Genomic DNA, 19,094 nt, shown 5'->3' with positions numbered 1-19,094 from the left:
GTGTTGGGTGGTGAGGTCATGCGCCCTCCTCCCCGGCCATGGCTTCTTCGTCCAGGCTCCAGAAATCCTTGCGGCAGAGGCCGCGCGCGGCGCAGTAATCGCAAGCCTTGCCTTCGCCCAGCGCCGGCAGGGCCGCGCCGCGCGCGATGCGGGCCATGTCGGTCAGGATGCTGTCGATGAGTTCATCGCGCAGGCCGACGATCTCGGCTTGCTCATAGGTTTTGGTCGGCTCTTTTTCGCCGAGGTTGACGTAAGCCGCGGCCAGGGTGTCGTCGCTCATGAGCGCGGCGTAGAAGGCCAGTTGCGTGTCCTCCTGGCCGTTCTTGATGCGCTCGGCCGTGGTGGCGCGCGGCTCGGTCTTGTAGTCGATGAGCAGCGCATGGCCGTCGGCCTGTCGGTCTATGCGGTCCAGCTTGCCCAGCAAGGTGAGTTCACCCAGTGGCATTTCGCGCCAGACCTCGGCTTCGTCAAAGGTGGCGCCGGTCGCTTCATGCCCGGCCAGCCACGTCAGGTAACCCTCGCGCACCCCGGGCCAGGCGGCGGCAAAGGGCAGGAACTCGCTTTCGCCGAGCGCCAGTTCCTGTGCAGCCTGATCGGCCGCCGCATTGATCATGATGACGCGAGCGGCTGGATCATCCGTGGGCGCTGTCTTGAGCGCCTCATGGAAATGCCGCAGCAGGCTGTGCAGCCAGTTGCCGAAGTCGCGCTTGCCGAGTTCGCTTTCAAGCTCCTCGGGCTCCTGCAGCTTGAGCTGGCGCAGCGCAAAAAACCGGTAGGGGCAGCGGCGCAGGTCTTCATAAGCGCTGGCCGAGAGCCGCGTGAGGGGCAAGGCCTCGCCAGTCGGAAAGGGGTGTGGCGTGGGCTCAATCTCCACGGCGCGCAGGCTGCGCGGGTCAGCGGCGAGCTCGGTCTCTTGAGGTGCCTCATCGCGTGCCAGCAGTAGTTCCTGCACAAAACCGCTGGGGATCAGGTGCTCACCGGATTCACTGGTGCGCCAGAGCACGTCGACCCGCGGCGCCTGCAAAGCGTAGCGCCAAGCCTGGCGGGCCGCGGCGGCCAGGGTTTCGCGCGAGGGCAGGCCCAGCAGTTCGCGCTGGGTAGGTGTCCAGGGGCCGGCGGGTTCGGGCGACACCGGCAGGCGGATCTCGTCGCAGCCGGGCAGCACCACGGCGCGCATGGGCCGGCCCAGCAACTGCGGCAGCGGCAGGATCACGACCTGCTCGGCCGGCGGATGCGGCGGCGCGAACTTGCCGCCTTCGAGCGCCTGGTTGGCCCACTGGGTGAAATCGTTGAGCCGCATCACCGGCGAGGCCTGGAATTCAGCCTCGGCGCCTTCATACAACCGCAGCACCTCGAGCACGGCCTGGCCGGCCTCGTCCTGGGCCAGCGCATCCCACTGGCCGGCCGCCTGCAGCGCGGCGCGCAGGTCGCGCAGCCACACGGCCAGCGGGCGGGCGCGGGCCAGGGGCGCGCGCAGCGCGTTGGCCTGCAGGGCCAGCGGCTGGGTGGCCAAAAAAGCCGGCGGCACGATGTCTTCGGCCGCGAAGGCCGGCAGGTCGCGCCAGGCGCGCACGCCGACGCGGCGCAGTTCGGTCTCGGCGGCGGTCACCAGCATGGGTTCAAAGGCCGGCGCGTTCTTGAGCCAATCCAGCACGGCGTCGGTGGACGCGTCCCAGGGCAAGGCGCGCAGCAGGCTCATGAGGCCGGCGGCGGCGCGCGTGGTGGAAAGCTTCCAGCCGGTTTCGTCGCGCATGGCGATGCCGCGTTCGGCCAGCATGGCGCCGACGCGGCGCGTGAGCTGGCGGTCCTGCGCGATCAGGGCGACCGGGCTGCGCCCTTGCGCCAGGTGGGCCAGCACGCAAGCGGCGGCGCGGCCGGCTTCGTCTTCGGCGTCCTGGGCGGCGTGCAGCGCGGGCGGTGGGCTGGCCTCAAAGGCAATGCACAAGGGGATGGACAGCGAGCGTTCGCCGAAATGCACCTTGAGCGCCTCGGTCAGCGGGTCGGCCTGAAAGCCCTCGAGGACGGCGAAAAGCGAGGGTTGGGCCTGGAACAGGCGGTCCGTGGGATAGGCAGAGGCCGCGRCCCAGGCCAGGGCGATGCGGCCCACGGCGGCCTCGAGGGCCAGCACCGGGGAATCCAGGCCCGCACCCAGGGCCAGCGCGAGCCGTTCGCTCCAGGCCCGACGCCGTGCCGGCATGACGGCGGAAGCGACGCCGGCCAGGCTCCAGGCGGCCTCGACCAGGCGGCCGGCCAGCGCATCCTGCTGGCCGCCCAGCCCGGCCCGGTCCAGCAGAGAGGCAGCGGTCAGCATGTCGATGGCCACGTCCATGCGCAAATCGTCGCCCGAGGGCGTGAACAGGCCCAGCGTGCCGCCCAGGCCGCCGGCCCAGTTCATGGTGGTCTCAAAGCGCGGGACAAAAAAGGTGTCACCGGCCTGCGCGGCCCAGGCCTGGCGCGCCTGCTGGATCAGCTGGGCATAGGGCAGCAGCACGACGGCTTCGGCCGGGTGCACGCCGCGCGCCGCGATCGCTTCGGCCAGCCGGGCCATGGCCTGGCGCCAGCAGAGCGCATCAGGCAAAGAGGCGGGGGCGTCGGTGTGGGCAGGTGGCATGGGCAGAGTTTTGCGACGGGCAAGAGGGGAAAGTCGGGGCGGGCCGCATGCGGATTGAGCGGATGGCTATCAGGGTGATAGCCCCTGCCCGCCCGACCCGGCTACTTGCTTTCTGCCACAATGACTGCAACTTTAGCCCCGTACCGTATCGTAACCATCCTAACCAGACAAAGGAGCCGCCATGGCGAGCGAACTGATCAAACATACCACCGATGCCACCTTCGAAGCCGATGTGCTGCAATCCTCCAAACCCGTGCTGGTGGACTACTGGGCCGAATGGTGCGGTCCGTGCAAGATGATCGCTCCGATTCTTGACGAAGTGGCGACCGGCTACGACGGCAAGCTGCAGATCGCCAAGATGAACGTCGACGAAAACCGCGACATCCCCGCCAAGTTCGGCATCCGCGGCATCCCCACGCTGATGCTGTTCAAGGACGGCCAGCTGGCCGCCACCAAGGTCGGCGCCATGAGCAAGGCCCAGCTGACCGCGTTCATCGACCAGCAACTGGCCTGAACGTTGACGCGCTGACCGGGAAGCACGGCCCAGGCCGCTTCCCGATCCGCGCAGCCCCGCCGGCCGGGGTCCGGGCACCGGAAAACAGCCGTGATTTCCCGCCTGAATTTCCTGTCATAATGTGCTTTATTCACCGGTCGGCCCCTCGCCGCCCGGTTCGAGTTCCCGGTTTGTAAGCCATCTTCTGCGGCTTCTTTTCAAACCTCCCCCGTTTTCCATCAATGAACTCCGCAAGGAGTAATTCCATGCACTTAAACGAACTCAAGGCACTGCACGTGTCTGAAGTCCTCAAGCAGGCCGAAGCCCTTGAGATCGAAAACGTCGGCCGCATGCGCAAGCAGGAGCTGATGTTCGCCATCATCAAAAAGCGTGCAAAAACCGGCGAGACCATCGTGGCCGACGGCGTGCTGGAAGTGCTGCCCGACGGCTTCGGCTTCCTGCGCGCCCCTGATTCGAGCTACACCGCGTCCACCGACGACATCTACATCAGCCCCAGCCAGATCCGCCGCTTCAACTTGCACACCGGCGACATGATCRAAGGCGAAGTGCGCACCCCCAAAGACGGCGAACGCTACTTTGCGCTGAACAAGCTCGACAAGGTCAACGACGGCCTGCCCGAAGACAACAAGCACAAGGTCATGTTCGAGAACTTGACCCCGCTGTTTCCGCGCGAGCAGTTCAAGCTCGAGCGCGACATCAAGGGCGAAGAAAACCTGACCAGCCGCATCATCGACATCGTCTCGCCCATCGGCAAAGGCCAGCGCGCCCTGCTGGTGGCGCCGCCCAAGTCCGGCAAGACCGTGATGATGCAGAACATCGCCCATGCCATCACCGCCAACTACCCCGAAGTGGTCATGATGGTGCTGCTGGTGGATGAGCGCCCCGAAGAAGTGACCGAAATGCAGCGCAGCGTGCGCGGTGAGGTGATCTCTTCAACCTTCGACGAACCCGCCGCGCGCCACGTGCACGTGGCCGAAATGGTCATCGAGCGCGCCAAGCGCCTGGTTGAACTCGGCAAGGATGTTGTCATCCTGCTGGATTCCATCACCCGCCTGGCCCGTGCCTACAACAACGTGCTGCCCTCCTCCGGCAAGGTGCTGACCGGCGGTGTGGACGCCAACGCGCTGCAGCGCCCCAAGCGCTTTTTCGGCGCAGCCCGCAACATTGAAGAAGGCGGCAGCCTGACCATCATCGGCACGGCCCTGGTCGATACCGGCTCCCGCATGGACGAGGTGATCTTTGAAGAATTCAAGGGCACCGGCAACTGCGAAATCCACCTGGACCGCCGCCTTTACGAAAAGCGCGTGTTCCCGGCCATCCACCTCAACCGCAGCGGCACCCGCAAGGAAGAGCTGCTGCTGGCCCCCGAAATCCTCCAAAAATCGCGGATTTTGCGCCAATTCATGTACAACATGGACGAAATCGAGTCCATGGAGCTCATGCTCAAGAACATGAAGGCCACCAAGAACAACCACGAGTTCTTCGACATGATGCGCCGGGGCGGCTAAACAGCCTGGCGCGGGGCATGCCATTGCGGCATCCGCCCGGCGCCCGCCAGTAGCCTGCCGGGTTCGCGGGCCGTTTCATCAATTCCGGCTTGCAAGGCCACGCCATGACCACTGTTCTCCAAACGCTGAAATGCTCGGAATGCGGTAGCGGTGCATTGCGGCGCACCGGTCTGAACCAATACGTCTGCGAACACTGCGGCGCGCGGTCGGTCATCGAGGACGGCGTTTCCGACCGTTTGGACCGCGTCCTTGAACAGGTCAAGGACGCCGCAGCCGAACGCCTGGCGGCAGAGCAGTCGCGCAACCTCAGGATATCGGCCGAGAAACTCTTTCAATATGGTTTGATCACGGCCGCGGTGGTCGTGGTCTTGGGCCTGCTTTTCGCCGCCCTGAACCATTTCAGCACGAAGGAACAACTCGCCGACGGTTCGCGCGCCAGCCTCCCGAAGCCGGACAGTGCCATTCCCGTCGACGGCCTGAAGCTCGACGAAGGGCGCCAGGTGCYGGTCGGAAGCGGCAGCTCAGCAAAAGCCAAGCTGCTGGTGATCGCCCGCAACGAGACCGGCAAGCCGCTCGAGCGCCCCGGTATCACGGCGGTTCTTTATTCCGAAGGCGGCAACAAGCTCGGCACCGCCAGCGAAACCTTGCCCGCGAGCCTGCTCGCCGCGGGCGAAACCGCACCGGTGCTGGTTGATCTTCCGGGCGACAAAACAGTCACCCGCCACGAGTTGCAGGTGCAGCGCCTGAGCACTCCCCATCGCTCGGTCGAGGGGCCGCGCCTGGCGTTTTCGCGCGTCCGGCTCGTGCAGGACGGAAAAAGCGACCTGCGCTTGGCGGGCCGCATCGTCAACACGCGCAAGGACGTGACGCTGGTGGCGTGCGAAGTGCTCGTGACGGCCTACGACGACACCGGGGCCCTCATCGGATTTGGCCGCGGCTACGCGCAATCCGGCGAAGTCAAACCGGGTGAGCGCACGGCCGTGGATGTGCGTATCCCGCGTTTTGGCGGCAGCGCCGCCGCCGTTGCCGCCTGGGATTACCGCATCAGCTATGCCGTCAAGACCGACGAAAGCAGCCGCACACCGGTCATCAGCGCCGATCGGGTGATACGCACCAACGGCGCACCCGAGACTTTTGGCGCCGGCTTGCGGATGAGCACCGAGGACCCGCTGGCCGAAGACAGCGAGCGTTTTGACCTGAGCCAGCTTGAATTGCTGCCGCTTGTGGCGGGCCGGAGCCAGATCCAGCGGCCCCTGTACCTGACCGAGGTGGTGAACCGCAGCAAGGACATGATCGCCATAACACCCGGCGGTGTCATCTCGCAGTACGACGGCAGCCAAGCTGGCGGCTCCGTTTCCATGGAAGAGATCGCCTACCTGTATCCCGGCGAACGCCTTCCCATCCGGCTGGAACCCCAAAAAACCGGCCAGATCACGCAAACCCGCGTTGAATGGAAGCCTTCGCGCCGGGCCGCACTGCCGGGCTCACGCACGCCCCTGGTGGTCCAGGTCGAAGGAACGCGCGCGCAAACCGGCAGCGTGCTGCTCAATTTCAGCCAGCGCTTCAGCTACAAATATGTCGAGGTCAAAGGGAGCGTCAAAAACGCCGGGACCGCCATTGTGCGCAAGCCGCGGGTCTGGATCAGCTTGCGCGACCGCGACGGCCGGCTGACGGGTTTCAGGCGGGTCGACAACCTGCCGGCCATCGCGCCGGGGGAAAGCGTGCCATTTCAGGTGGATGTCGAACAAAACGGCGGGGATTTCACGGCAGTCAGCTCGTTTTACCAGAGCACCGAATAGCCCCGGAGCCGCCCTGGGTGCTGGCGCCGGGCAAAACGCCTTTGCCGGGCGCCAAATCAGCACCTTGCTGGTGCCCCCGCTTTTATGCGATAATGTGCGGCTTAGCGGAAAGTGCCCAGGACTGGCTTGTGTGGCTCCCGCATCGAACAAGGAAAGATCATGAAAGAAGGCATTCACCCCAATTACCGCGAAGTTTGTTTCCTGGACCTGTCCAACAACTTCAAGTTCGTCACCCGCTCCTGCGTGAACACCAAAGAGATGGTGAAAATGGATGACGGCCGCGAACTGCCCCTGTACAAGCTCGATACGTCCAGCGAATCGCACCCCTTCTACACCGGCACGCAAAAATCCGTGGACAACTTCGGCAAAATTTGCCCGGAACTGCAAAGCCTCGCAGCCCGGTTTGACGCAAAATCAGYGCTGGCCCGGGATGCCGGACTGACGGCCACTCCCACCACTCTCGCCTTTCGCCGATCCCCAACCGTTTTGAACAAACCTTCCCCCGCCATCATTGCCCAGTCCGCCGTGCGCCGCCTGCCGCGGCTTGCGCTGCTGCTGTTCTGCGCGGCCTATGTGCTGCCGGGCTTTCTGGGGCGCGGGCCCTGGAAAAACGAAGACATCGCCGCCTTCGGCGTGATGCGCGAACTGGCCTCCACGGTGGCCAACTGGCTGCAGCCGCAGCTGCTGGGCCGGGCCACCGAATTTGACGCGCTGGCCCCCTACTGGCTGGGCGCGATCGCGATCAAATGGCTGCCTTTCCTGGACCCGGCCCTGGCAGTGCGGGTGCCGTTTGTGGGCCTGCTGGTGCTGACCTTGCTGGCCACCTGGTATGCCGTTTATTACCTGGCCCGCAGCCCGCTGGCCCAGCCGGTCGCTTTCGCCTTTGGCGGCGAGGCCGGCCCGGTGGACTACGCCCGGGCGATCGCCGACGCCGGCCTGCTGGCGTTGATTGCCAGCCTGGGCCTGGCACAGCTCTCCCACGAAACCACGCCGGCGCTGGCGCAACTGGGCTTCACGGCCCTGGCCTTCTACGCCATGGCGGCCAGCCCCTATCGCCGCGCCACCAAAATCTTCGGGCCGGCCTTCGGCCTGCTGGTCGGCTTGGCCGGGCTTACCCTGAGCGGTGCCCCCACGCTGGCCCTGCTGCTGGGCGCGGGCGGCGCGCTGGTCGAATGGATCCACATGCACTGGGGCACCGACCAGAAAGACCCTGCGGCCAAACAACAGTCCTGGCACTGGGTGCTGCTGATCACTGGTATCACGCTGGGTGTCTCGCTGCTGGCCTATGGACTGGACCTCTGGCGCTGGCGCATCCACCTGCCCGGCTCTGACGACGCCACCGCCTGGCGGGACTGGCGCAGCCTGGGGCGCCTGCTGCTGTGGTTCACCTGGCCGGCCTGGCCGCTGGCGATGTGGACGCTCTACCGCTGGCGCCGGCAGCTGGCCAGCCGCCATGTCGCCCTGCCGCTGTGGTTTGCCGCCATGGCTGTGGCCGCCACACTGACCACCACAGCCTCCGATCGCAGCCTGCTGCTGAGCCTGCCCCCGCTGGCAGCGCTGGCCGCCTTCGCACTGCCCACACTCAAGCGCAGCGTGGCTTCGCTGATCGACTGGTTCACGCTGCTGTTTTTCACCGGCTGCGGCATCATCATCTGGGTGGTCTGGATCGCCATGCAGACCGGCGTGCCGCGCCAGCCCGCCGCCAACGTGGCCAAACTCGCGCCCGGTTTCGAGCCCAGCTTTTCCTGGCTGGCCTTTCTTTTCGCGCTGGCCGCCACCCTGGCCTGGACCTGGCTCGTCAAATGGCGCGCCGGGGCACAACGCGCGGCCGTCTGGAAATCGCTGGTGCTGCCGGCCGGCGGCGCCACCCTGTGCTGGCTGCTGCTGATGACGCTCTGGATGCCGCTGCTCGACTATGCGCGCAGCTTCGCGCCCCTGTCGCGCCAGATCGCCAGCCTGGTGGACAAAAACGCCTGCGTCGAAATCTACGGCATCGGCAGCGCCCAGGCCGCCGCCCTGCAATACCACGGCAAGCTTGAGTTGCGCCAAGCCGGCGCGCAGGCCAGTTGCCCCTACCTGATCGTCGACGTCGAAGCCCAGCCCACACTCAGCAACACGGTCAACCTGCCCGACTGGGCTTTCCAGGCGACGGTGCGCCGGCCCACCGACAAGACCGAGAATGTGCTGCTCTACAAGCGGATCAGCCAGGACACCCCGGCCAAAACACCGCCCCCTTCCCGCCGCGCCAACGGCAAAGCCAGGCCTTGAGCGAACTCAAGGTCATCAGCCGGCACGCGGGCACGGTGCTGGTCGGGCAACTGGCCATCATGGCCTTCGGCGTGGCCGACACCGTGATCGCGGGCCGCTACAGCGACCAGGCGCTGGCCGCGCTGTCGGTGGGCTCGGCCCTCTATATCAGTGTGTATGTCGGGCTGATCGGTATCGTGCAGGCGCTGCTGCCCATCTGGTCCGAGATGCTGGGCGCGCGGCGCCATGAAGCCGTAGGTGCTTCCGTGCGGCAAAGCATGTACTTGTGCGGCTTCATCGTGGCAGCGGGCATGGCCGCGATGCTGTTTCCCGGCGCGCTGCTGCGCTGGGCCCAGGTGCCCGAGCTGATGCGCGATGAAGTCCAGCACTACCTGGCGGTGCTGGCTTTCGCGTTTGCGCCCTCACTGCTGTTTCGCATCTACAGCACCTTCAACCAGGCGCTGGGCAAGCCGCTGCTGGTCACCTGGCTGCAGGTCGGCGCCCTGCTGGTCAAGATCCCGCTGTCGATCTGGCTGGTGGCCGGCGGCGCCGGCGTGGAGCCCATGGGCGCCGTGGGCTGCGCCTGGGCCACGCTGATCGTGAACTACCTGCTGCTGGTGCTGGCCGTGCTGAYGCTGCGCACACGGCCCCTGTATACGCCTTACCGCCTCTGGGAACGCATGGAGCGTCCCGACTGGTCGCAGATCGGCAATTTCGCGCGGCTGGGCATCCCGGGCGGGCTGGCCTACCTGGTCGAGGTGACCTCTTTCACGCTGATGGCCCTGTTCATCGCGCGGCTGGGCACGGTCGCATCGGCCAGCCACCAGATCGCGTCGAGTGTGGCGGCGGTGCTCTACATGATGCCGCTGTCGATGGCCATCGCCTGCAGCGCGCGCGTGTCCTTCTGGATAGGCGCGGGCCGCCCGGACTACGCCAAACGCGTGGTGCTGCTGGGCCTCAAGCTCACCGGGGTGGCGGCGCTCACGCTGGCGGCGTTTGTCTCCATGGCCGGGCCCCTGCTGGCGAGCTGGTACTCGGGCAGCCCCGAGATCGTCGCGCTGGCTTCGTCGTTGCTGGTGTGGGTGGCCTTCTACCATGTGGCTGACGCGACGCAGGCGCTGACCGCATTTTTGCTGCGCTGCTACCGCATCACCATCGTGCCGCTGGCGCTTTATGGCGTGCTGCTGTGGGGCCTGGGCTTGCTGGGCGGCTACCGCCTGGCCTATGAGGGCATCGCCGGCCATCCGGCCACGCAATCGGCGGCCAGCTTCTGGGCCGCCAGCACGGTAGCTATCGCGCTCGTGGCGGCCTGTTTCCTCGGTTTGCTGTGGCACGCCGTCAGGCGCAGCCTGCGGACGACGCCGGCGGCTCAGGCGGTCTGAACGGCCTGGGCCACCTGAACCCGGCGCACGCGCGCGGCCGGAAAGACGATGGAAAAGCACGAGCCTTGTCCCGGCTCACTTTCAATCTGCAATTCGGCGCCGTGGCGCTGCGCCACGTGCTTGACGATGGCCAGGCCCAGGCCGGTGCCGCCGGTCTCGCGTGAACGGCTGCGGTCTATGCGGTAAAAACGCTCCGTCAGGCGCGGCAGGTGTTCGGGTGCGATGCCGGGGCCGCTGTCCTTGACCTTGAATTCACCACGGCCGTCCTCCAGCAGCGTCCAGCTCACGCGCACTGTGCCGCCCTCGGGGGTGTAACGCACCGCATTGGTCACAAGGTTGGACATGGCGCTGTAAAGCTCGGTCTGCACGCCGGCGATTTCCGACGCCGGGCCGGTATCGAATTCCAGCCTGTGCCCTTGCGGCGCAATTACAGCCGACAAAGCCCTGGCCTCCTGCTCGCACTGGGCCAGCAGCGCGCCCAGCGTCATCCAGTCGGTGGCGCCCGGGAAAGGGCTGCCTTCCAGGCGAGACAAGGTCAGCAGATCGCTGACCAGCGTCTGCATGCGTTGCGACTGCTGCGACATCAGCGCCAGGTAGCGGGCGCGTTCGGGTTCCTTGAGCGGCAGGGTCTGCAGGGTTTCGATGAAGCCGGACAGCACCGTCAGCGGCGTACGGATCTCATGCGACACATTGGCCACGAAATCGCGGCGCATGGCTTCCGCCAACTCCACGGCCGTGATGTCGCGCGACAGCAGCAGCTTGCGGTCCTTGCCGTAGGAGTGCACATGGACCGACAGCTTCACCGGGCGCGCCGGCGTGCTGGCGCTGCCCGGAATCACCACGTCGTGCTTGAAGTTTCCCGCCGCCACGTAGGCCTTGAAGGCCGGGTCGCGCACCAGGTTGGCGATGTGCTGCAGCACGTCGCGCTGGGCGTCGAAGCCGAAATGCTGGCTGGCCATCTGGTTGCACCACTCGATGCGGCCCTGCGCATCGAGCAGCACTACGCCGCTGGGCGAGGCCTGCATGGCCGCCAGGAATTCGTCGAGGCGGGCCTGGCTTTCCTGGTATTGCTGGTCGCGGTTCTTGAGCAGCCGGCGGGTCCGGTCCGCGACCTCACCCCAGACGCCGGGCATGCTGGGGGCGCTGCCCGCCATCACGGCCGGGGTGTCGTTGTTCTGTTCGGTGCGCAGCCAGCGCAGCAGACGGTTGATGAAGAAGCTGTCGATCACCAGCCAGACCATGGCGCCCACCGCCAGGCCTATGCCCAGCCCGAAGCTCAGGCCATTGACGGTGCGCGCCCAAAAGCCCAAGCCACCGCCAACAATCATGCAGGCGGCAAAAACTATCCAGCGGTTGATCATGCGCTGGATTGTGCCGCAGCGACCGGGTTGTTGGCAGCCATCGCGGTCAGCCGGTAACCGGCGCCGCGCACGGTTTCCACCATGGTGCCCGCCGCGCCCAGGGCCTCGCGCAGGCGCTTGACGTGGACGTCGACGGTGCGTTCTTCAATGAAGACGTGGTCGCCCCAGACCTTGTCCAGCAGGGAGCTGCGGCTGTGCACGCGTTCGGCGTGCTTCATAAGGTAGTGCAGCAGCTTGAACTCCGTCGGGCCTAGCTTGAGCTCCTGGCCCAAGTAGGAAATGCGGTGCGTGGCTGCGTCCAGGACCAGCCCGCCCACCGTCACGCTGTCGTTCACCGACTCGGGCGCGCGGCGGCGCAGCACGGCGCGTATGCGCGCCAGCAGTTCCTGGGTGGAAAAGGGCTTGGTGATGTAGTCGTCGGCGCCGGCATCCAGCCCGGCCACCTTGTCGGGTTCGTCGCCGCGCGCCGTCAGCATCAGGATGGGAATGCTCTTGGTGCGCGCCTGCTTGCGCCAGTGGCGGGCCAGGGCCAGGCCGCTTTGCCCCGGCAGCATCCAGTCGAGCAGGATGGCGTCGGGCAGCACGGCGTCGAGTTCGCGCTGGGCCGACACGCTGTCTTCCGCCACCACGGGGTCGAAGCCGCCATGCCGCAGGTTGACGGCAATCAACTCGGCGATGGCCGGCTCGTCTTCAACGATCAGTATGCGTGGCAGGTGTTTCATTCCGGTTTTACTTTACGGCGGATTCGATCTGTTCCATAGGGGTATGCCGTACATCAGCCCCTTTGACGATGTAGATGATGAACTCCGCGATGTTCTTGGCATGGTCGCCCACGCGCTCAATGGCCTTGGCCACGAACAGCAGGTCCAGGCTCGGCGAGATGGTGCGGGGATCTTCCATCATGTAGGTGATGAGCTTGCGCACAAAACCGTCGAATTCCTGGTCGATCTGGTCGTCCTCTTTGAGGATGGAAACCGCCACCGCGGTGTCCAGCCGGGCAAAGGCGTCCAGCGCCTTGCGCAGCAGGCCGGAAGCCAGCTCCGCCGCGATGCGCAGGTCGGACGAAGGCAGGGCCCGGGCCGAGCCGCTTTCGATGATGGACTTGACCATGCGCGCGATCTTCTCGGCTTCGTCGCCGGCGCGCTCAAGGTTGGCCGTGGTCTTGGAAATCGCGATCAGCAGGCGCAGGTCGCGGGCCGTGGGCTGGCGCCGCGCGATGATGGACGACAGCTCGCGGTCGATGTCGATTTCCATCGCATTGACGCGCGATTCGGTTTCGATGACCTGGTTGGCGCTTTCGGCGCTGAACTGGGACAGCGCGTAGATGGCCAGGCGAATCTGCGACTCGACGAGGCCGCCGAGTTCCATGACGCGCGAGGAGACGCCGTTGAGTTCGCTGTCAAACTGCGTCGATAGGTGTTTATCAGGCATGTGTGCTCCCTAATCCGTATTCAGCCGAAACGGCCGGTGATGTAGTCTTCGGTTTCTTTACGTTTTGGCTTGAAGAACAGGTCTTCGGTGGCGCCGAATTCAACCAGGTCGCCCAGGTACATATAGGCCGTGTAATCGCTGCAGCGGGCGGCCTGCTGCATGTTGTGCGTCACGATGACCACGGTGTATTCGTTCTTCAACTCGGCGATCAGCTCTTCCACCTTGGCGGTCGAGATCGGGTCCAGCGCCGAGCAGGGCTCGTCCAGCAGCAGCACTTCAGGCTTGATGGCGATGCCGCGGGCAATGCACAGGCGCTGCTGCTGGCCGCCGGAGAGGCTGGAGCCGCTCTGGTTGAGCTTGTCCTTGACTTCGGTCCACAGCGCGGCCTTGCGCAGCGCCCATTCCACGCGCTCGTCCATGTCCGAGGCGTTCAGGCTTTCAAACAGCTTCACGCCAAAGGCGATGTTKTCRTAGATCGACATCGGGAACGGYGTCGGCTTCTGGAACACCATGCCGACCTTGGAGCGGATCAGCGCCACGTCTTTTTTGGACGTCAGCAGGTTCTCGCCGTCGAACATGATCTCGCCTTCGGCGCGCTGCTCGGGGTAAAGCTCATACATGCGGTTGAAGATGCGCAGCAGCGTGGACTTGCCGCAGCCCGAGGGGCCGATGAAGGCGGTGACCTTCTTTTCCGGGATTTCCAGGTTGATGCCCTTGAGGGCGTGGAACTTGCCGTAATAGAAGTCGAGGTTCTTGACCGAAATTTTCGATTGCTCGCGTTGTGCGGTGATGGTGTCCATCTTTGACCTTGTTGTGTTGTGTGGCTGTCAGTTTTTGGCGCGCGTCAGCACGCGCGCCAGGATGTTCAGGCCCAGCACGGCCATGGTGATCAGGAACACGCCCGCCCATGCCAGTTGCTGCCAGTTCTCATAAGGGCTCAGCGCGAACTTGAAGATCGTCACGGGCAGGCTGGCCATGGGCTGGTTCAGGTCCGAGGTCCAGAACTGGTTGTTCAGCGCCGTGAACAACAGCGGCGCCGTTTCACCGGCGATCCGGGCGACGGCCAGCAGGATGCCGGTCGTCACACCGGCGCGCGCCGCGCGCAGCGTGATGCTGGTGATGACCTTCCACTTGGGCGCGCCCAGGGCGTAAGCGGCTTCACGCAGGCCCGGCGGCACCAGTTGCAGCATGTTTTCCGTGGTGCGGATGACCACGGGAATCACGATCAGCGCGAGCGCCAGGACGCCGGCCCAGCCCGAATAGGACTTGAACTGCGACACCACGACGGTGTAGACGAACAGGCCGATCACGATGGACGGCGCGGACAGCAGGATGTCGTTGACGAAGCGCGTCACCGACGCCAGCATGCCCTTGGTGTTGTATTCGGCCAGGTAGATGCCGGCCATGATGCCGATAGGCGTGCCCACAAAAGTGGCCAGCAGCACCATCAGGAAGGATCCGTAAATCGCGTTGGCGATACCGCCCTCTTCATTGGGCGCCGGCGTCATCTGCGTCAGCGTGGCCAGCGAGAGGCCGCCCACGCCCAGGCGTATGGTCTCCCACAGAATCCATGCCRGCCAGAAGAGGCCGAAAGACATGGCTGCCAGCGAGAGGACCAGTGCGATCCGGTTGACCCGCTTGCGCCGGGCGAACTTTGCCAGGCGTGCGTCTTCTTGCATCACGGCGCTCATGTTTTAACCCCTTCACTCTTTCGCAGCTGGGCCAGCAGCAGCTTGGACAGCGACAGCACCACAAAGGTGATGAAGAACAGCACCAGGCCCAGGTAAATCAGCGCGGCCTGGTGCAGGCCCTCGCCCGCTTCGGCGAACTCGTTGGCCAGCGCCGAGGTGATGCTGTTGGCCGCCTGGAACAGGCTCAACGAATCGAGCTGGTTGAAATTGCCGATGACAAAGGTGACCGCCATGGTCTCGCCCAGTGCGCGTCCCAGTCCCAGCATGATGCCGCCGACCACACCGGCTTTGGTGTAGGGCAGCACGACTTTGGAGACGACTTCCCAGGTGGTGGAACCCAGGCCGTAGGCCGATTCCTTGAGCAGCACCGGCGTGACCTCGAACACATCCCGCATCACCGAGGCGATGAAGGGAATGATCATGATGGCCAGGATGATGCCGGCCGACAAAATACCTATGCCTACCGGAGGGCCGGACACCAGCGCGCCCAGGTAGGGAATACCGGTCAACAGACTTTGCAACGGCTGCTGCACGTAGGTGGCCAGGATGGGGCCGAACACCAGCAAGCCCCACATGCCATAGACGATGGACGGCACGGCGGCGAGCAGTTCGATGGCGGTGCCCAGCGGCCTTTTGAGCCATGCGGGCGACAGCTCCGTCAGGAACAGCGCGATGCCGAAGCTCACCGGCACCGCGATGAGCAGTGCGATCAGCGAGGTCGCGAGGGTGCCGTAAATCATGACCAGGCCGCCGTACTCGCCCTTGACGGGGTCCCAGACGCTGCTGGTCAGGAAGCCGAGGCCGTATTTGCTGATCGCGGGCCAGGCCCCGATCACCAGCGACACCAGGATGCCGGCCAGCAGGGCCAGCGTCAGCCAGGCCGCGCCTTGCGCGGCCCAGCCGAACAGCCGGTCCGCCAGGGGACTTCTGCGCACGGCATTGCCGGGGGGAGGATTGGTCATGTCGCGTCCGGTCGCTTTGGCCGGGTGGTCAAAAGCGGCCCGGCTAGCCGGAAGTGTAGAGGACACGTGAGAAACCCCTGTGTTTTGTAAAGACTGCGGAAATCAGCTGGCCGTGCTTATTTATAGGCAACCGTCTTGCCGGATGCATCCTTGATGTCGCCCCAGGCTTTTTCGATGATGGTCTTCACTGCCGCGGGCATGGGCACGTAGTCCAGGTCGTCGGCGGTCTTGTCGCCGTTTTTGTAGGCCCACTCAAAGAACTTGAGCGAAGCGGCGGCCTGGGCGGGCTTGTCCTGGACTTTTTGCATCAGGATGAAGGTAGCGCCGGTGATGGGCCACGAATCCTTGCCGGGCTGCTCGGTCAGGATCTGGTAGAAGCTCTTGGACCACTCGGCACCGGCCGCGGCGGCCTTGAAAGCGCCGTCTTCAGGCGACACGAAGTTGCCGGCCGCGTTCTTCAGTTGGGCAAAGGTCATCTTGTTTTGCTTGACGTAGGCGTATTCCACGTAGCCGATCGAGTTGGGCAGGCGGCCGACGAATGCCGCCACGCCTTCATTGCCCTTGCCGCCCGCGCCCACAGGCCAGTTCACTGCAGTGCCCTCGCCCACTTTGGACTTCCACTCGGCGTTGACCTTGCTCAGGTAGTTCGTGAAGATGAAGCTGGTGCCGGAACCATCGGCGCGGCGAACCGGTGCGATGGCCGCGTCAGGCAGGGGCAGCGTGGGGTTCAGCGCCTTGATGGCCGGGTCGGTCCACTTGGTGATCTTGCCGAGGTAGATGTCGCCCAGCACCTGGCCACTCAGCTTGAGCTGGCCGGGGGTGATGCCCTTGATGTTCACCACAGGGATCACGCCGCCGATCACGGTGGGGAACTGCATCAGGCCTTTTTTGGCCAGTTCTTCGTCTTTCAGGGGGGCGTCGGATGCGCCGAAATCGACGGTCTTGGCTTCAATCTGGCGCAAACCGGCACCGGAACCCACCGACTGGTAGTTGATCTTGACGCTGGTGGCTTTGTTGTAATCAGCGGCCCACTTGGAATACAGGGGGGCCGGGAAGCTGGCGCCGGCGCCGGTCACGTCCTGGGCGCTGGCCAGGTTCGCAAAAGAGGCGAAGGCAAGGCCCATCGCGGCCGTCAGGGAAGCTTTGAAAGTCAGGTTCATCAGAACACCTCTGGGTTGGAAATAGTTGGGATTGCTTGGGACTGCTAAGGAGATGCGTCGACTGTAGGAAGCTTGTGTGACAAGCTTGTGACAAATATGACAGCCTCCCAGGGGGCATCCGCCCCTGGGGAGCGTCACAAAAGCTTCAAATTTCCGTCACGAATCTGTCACCGGGTGCTCCTACGCTTGGCCTCGTCTTTATCAGGATTAATCAGGAGAACTTCCCATGCTGAACCGCCGCTTTCTGGTCCTCACCGCCGCAGTCGCCGCCCTCGCCGGCTGCGCCACCCAATCCACCCCGGTCTCTGTGGCCGACACCATTGCCTCCCAGTCCCAGCTGAGCACGCTCAACGGCCTGGTGGCCAAGGCCGGGCTGACCGACACCCTCAAAGGAACCGGCCCTTACACCGTGTTCGCCCCCACCAACGAGGCTTTCGCCAAAGTGCCCGCCAAGACCATGGACGAGCTGGCCAGGGACCCGGCCAAACTCAAGGCCGTCCTGACCTACCACCTGATTCCCGGCAAGCTCATGGCCGCCGACGTCAAGAACGGCAACAGCAAGACCGTCAACGGCGCCAATGTGGCGCTCTCCAAGGCCGGTGAGTTCGTCACCGTCGAGGACGCCATGGTCCAGACCGCCGACATTTCCGCCACCAACGGCGTGGTGCACGTGGTGGACGCCGTCCTGGTCCCGCCCGCACGCTGATACCGATACCTCCGCAAGGCCGCGCGCCTTGCTTCCCTTTACTTCAGTTCGCTTCAGGCCCCTGGTTTTCCCCGAAAGCAGGGGCCTTGACAGTTTCACCCCTGCCCCATCCCGACACCTGACGGCGGACACACCGCCAGGAGCCCCGCCATGTCCCTGCCCCAACCTCTCTCCAACCGCCGCCGCCTGCTGCAACATGCCGGCCTGCTGGCGGCCGGTGTTGCCGCGCCCGCGTGGGCACAACCCAGCAAATCCGCCTCGCGCAGCCTCGTCGTGGCGCAGGTCGTGGACTTTTCGCAAGCGCAACAAGACGTTTCCAAGGATTTTTTGATCGGCTCGCGCGCCGCCTGGCAGGACATCAATGCCAAAGGCGGCATTCGCGGACGCCGCGTCGAGCACCAGACGCTGGAAACCGACGGCACGCCGGCCAGCCTCAAGACGGCCCTGGACTCGGTCCGGGACAACCCCGCCTGCGTGGCCCTTTCCGGCAGTGTCGGCGACCTCATGGCCAGCCAGATCGTCGACCTTTCCCACAAGGGCGGCCTGCCCATGGCCCACGTGGCGCCCTGGCTGCAGAACTCCAGCCTCGAGATCGACGACAAGACCTTCCCGATTTTTGCGGCACGCCAGGAACAGATGGCCTACGCGCTCAAAAGCCTCTCGACCATGGGCCTGAAGGAACTGGGCGCGATTTACGCCACGGCCCGGGACTACAGCGCCTACCACGCCGACGTCGAGCGCATCACCGCGGCCCTGACGCTCAAGCTGCAGTCCTTCAAGGGCTCCGACGACCTGCGCGCGCTGGGGCAGAAGCTCACGCCCCGCACGCCCGCCGTGCTGCTCTTTGTCGGCGGGACGCCCGAACTGGCCGAATTCACCCAGGGCCTCGAAAAGCAGTCCCGTCAGCGCTACATCGTGGCCCTGGCCGACGTCAACCTGCAGACCATGCTGCAGATGGGCGCGGCGCGCAACACCCCGGTGATCGCCACCCAGCCCGTGCCCCTGGTCAACGCCAGCCTGCCGATTGTCAGGAGCTACCGCGAAACGCTGGCGCGCCTGTTTGACGAGCCGCCCGCGCCGCTGAGCCTGGCCGGTTTCATCGCCGCGCGCTACACCTATGAAGTGCTCAACGAAGTGGACGGCGCATTGAACCGCCAGAACGTCCTGGGCGCTTTCCAGCGCCGCGCCGCCATGAACATGGGCGGCTTCAGCGTGAGCTTCAGCCCCCAGCGCCGCAGCAGCACCTACGTCACCCAGAGCATGATGACGGTCGACGGCCGCCTGATCGGCTAGGCGGCCCGAAATGCTCATGCGGGTCCTGCGCGAACACCATGCCGAGACCTTAAACTCAGGCATGCAAAATGGAACGCTGCTCGCGGCTGTGGACCTGGGGTCCAACAGCTTTCGCCTCGAAATCGGCCGCTTTGACCACGGCCGCATACACCGCACCGAATACCTCAAGGAAACCGTCCGCCAGGGCAACGGGCTGGACGCCGACCGCAACCTGACCCCGGACGCCATGCAGCGCGGCTGGGACTGCCTGGCGCGCTTCGGGGAACGCCTGGCGGGCTTCAAGAAACACCAGGTCCGCGCGGTCGCCACCCAGACCTTGCGCGAGGCGCGCAATCGCGAGGAATTCCTCGCGCGCGCCCACAAGATCCTCGGCTTCCCCATCGACGTCATCCCCGGCCGCGAAGAGGCCCGGCTGATCTACCAGGGCGC

Annotated in this window: 16 protein-coding genes; 8 read left to right on the top strand and 8 right to left on the bottom strand. The window is 65.2% G+C overall.

Annotated elements, in window-relative coordinates; translation table 11 throughout:
- Nucleotides 1–16 precede the first annotated feature (16 nt).
- The gene (locus AC1D0P_RS13100) at nucleotides 17–2,611 is read right to left on the bottom strand and encodes a PD-(D/E)XK nuclease family protein (protein WP_477677139.1); all 2,595 of its coding nucleotides are present in this window, start codon (nucleotides 2,609–2,611) and stop codon (nucleotides 17–19) included.
- 181 nt (nucleotides 2,612–2,792) lie between these two features.
- Here AC1D0P_RS13100 and trxA point away from each other — a divergent pair, with 181 nt between their 5' ends.
- The 5 genes from trxA (at nucleotide 2,793) to AC1D0P_RS13075 (ending at nucleotide 10,061) form a co-directional block, all read left to right on the top strand.
- On the top strand, nucleotides 2,793–3,125 hold the full coding sequence (gene trxA, locus AC1D0P_RS13095; RefSeq protein WP_007875124.1) for a thioredoxin TrxA: 333 nt from the start codon (nucleotides 2,793–2,795) through the stop codon (nucleotides 3,123–3,125).
- A gap of 245 nt (nucleotides 3,126–3,370) precedes the next feature.
- Nucleotides 3,371–4,633, top strand: coding sequence for a transcription termination factor Rho (gene rho / locus AC1D0P_RS13090; protein WP_477677138.1), 1,263 nt, complete (start codon nucleotides 3,371–3,373; stop codon nucleotides 4,631–4,633).
- Nucleotides 4,634–4,737: 104 nt separating this feature from the next.
- Nucleotides 4,738–6,432 carry an FxLYD domain-containing protein gene (locus tag AC1D0P_RS13085; protein ID WP_477677137.1) on the top strand — a complete coding sequence of 565 codons (1,695 nt, stop codon included), beginning with the start codon at nucleotides 4,738–4,740 and terminating at the stop codon, nucleotides 6,430–6,432.
- A gap of 159 nt (nucleotides 6,433–6,591) precedes the next feature.
- Nucleotides 6,592–8,700, top strand: coding sequence for a type B 50S ribosomal protein L31 (locus AC1D0P_RS13080; RefSeq protein ID WP_477677136.1), 2,109 nt, complete (start codon nucleotides 6,592–6,594; stop codon nucleotides 8,698–8,700).
- On the top strand, nucleotides 8,697–10,061 hold the full coding sequence (locus AC1D0P_RS13075) for an MATE family efflux transporter (protein WP_477677135.1): 1,365 nt from the start codon (nucleotides 8,697–8,699) through the stop codon (nucleotides 10,059–10,061). Before AC1D0P_RS13080 ends, AC1D0P_RS13075 begins: the two co-directional genes overlap by 4 nt.
- On the opposite strand, the gene phoR is transcribed toward AC1D0P_RS13075, so the two are convergent.
- From phoR to pstS, 7 genes are all read right to left on the bottom strand, one after another.
- Nucleotides 10,049–11,422 (bottom strand): phosphate regulon sensor histidine kinase PhoR, encoded by a 1,374-nt coding sequence (gene phoR, locus AC1D0P_RS13070; protein ID WP_477677134.1) that lies wholly within the window; start codon nucleotides 11,420–11,422, stop codon nucleotides 10,049–10,051. The two genes, AC1D0P_RS13075 and phoR, sit on opposite strands and share 13 nt — an antisense overlap.
- The gene (gene phoB / locus AC1D0P_RS13065; RefSeq protein WP_431096707.1) at nucleotides 11,419–12,144 is read right to left on the bottom strand and encodes a phosphate regulon transcriptional regulator PhoB; all 726 of its coding nucleotides are present in this window, start codon (nucleotides 12,142–12,144) and stop codon (nucleotides 11,419–11,421) included. The genes phoR and phoB overlap by 4 nt, the downstream gene beginning before the upstream one ends.
- A gap of 7 nt (nucleotides 12,145–12,151) precedes the next feature.
- Entirely contained in the window at nucleotides 12,152–12,853 is a 702-nt protein-coding gene (phoU, locus tag AC1D0P_RS13060) for a phosphate signaling complex protein PhoU (protein WP_411879881.1), read from the bottom strand.
- A gap of 20 nt (nucleotides 12,854–12,873) precedes the next feature.
- Nucleotides 12,874–13,653 carry a phosphate ABC transporter ATP-binding protein PstB gene (gene pstB / locus AC1D0P_RS13055; protein ID WP_477677133.1) on the bottom strand — a complete coding sequence of 260 codons (780 nt, stop codon included), beginning with the start codon at nucleotides 13,651–13,653 and terminating at the stop codon, nucleotides 12,874–12,876.
- Nucleotides 13,654–13,680: 27 nt separating this feature from the next.
- On the bottom strand, nucleotides 13,681–14,544 hold the full coding sequence (gene pstA, locus AC1D0P_RS13050) for a phosphate ABC transporter permease PstA (protein ID WP_477677132.1): 864 nt from the start codon (nucleotides 14,542–14,544) through the stop codon (nucleotides 13,681–13,683).
- Nucleotides 14,541–15,506, bottom strand: a complete 966-nt coding sequence (gene pstC / locus AC1D0P_RS13045) for a phosphate ABC transporter permease subunit PstC (RefSeq protein ID WP_477651549.1) — start codon at nucleotides 15,504–15,506, stop codon at nucleotides 14,541–14,543. Before pstC ends, pstA begins: the two co-directional genes overlap by 4 nt.
- Before the next feature lie 116 nt (nucleotides 15,507–15,622).
- A complete protein-coding gene (pstS, locus tag AC1D0P_RS13040; protein ID WP_477677131.1) occupies nucleotides 15,623–16,666 on the bottom strand; it encodes a phosphate ABC transporter substrate-binding protein PstS in 1,044 nt (347 codons plus the stop codon).
- Nucleotides 16,667–16,892: 226 nt separating this feature from the next.
- Here pstS and AC1D0P_RS13035 point away from each other — a divergent pair, with 226 nt between their 5' ends.
- The 3 genes from AC1D0P_RS13035 to AC1D0P_RS13025 form a co-directional block, all read left to right on the top strand.
- Nucleotides 16,893–17,372, top strand: a complete 480-nt coding sequence (locus tag AC1D0P_RS13035; RefSeq protein WP_477677130.1) for a fasciclin domain-containing protein — start codon at nucleotides 16,893–16,895, stop codon at nucleotides 17,370–17,372.
- A gap of 150 nt (nucleotides 17,373–17,522) precedes the next feature.
- On the top strand, nucleotides 17,523–18,665 hold the full coding sequence (locus AC1D0P_RS13030; RefSeq protein ID WP_477677129.1) for an ABC transporter substrate-binding protein: 1,143 nt from the start codon (nucleotides 17,523–17,525) through the stop codon (nucleotides 18,663–18,665).
- Nucleotides 18,666–18,726: 61 nt separating this feature from the next.
- Nucleotides 18,727–19,094, top strand: a 368-nt coding sequence (locus tag AC1D0P_RS13025; RefSeq protein ID WP_477677128.1) for a Ppx/GppA phosphatase family protein, incomplete at its 3' end; no start/stop codon positions are given.

The sequence above is a fragment of the Polaromonas sp. P1_G2 genome (genome assembly GCF_056405515.1).
This window is presented reverse-complemented; position numbering and strand designations above follow the sequence as displayed.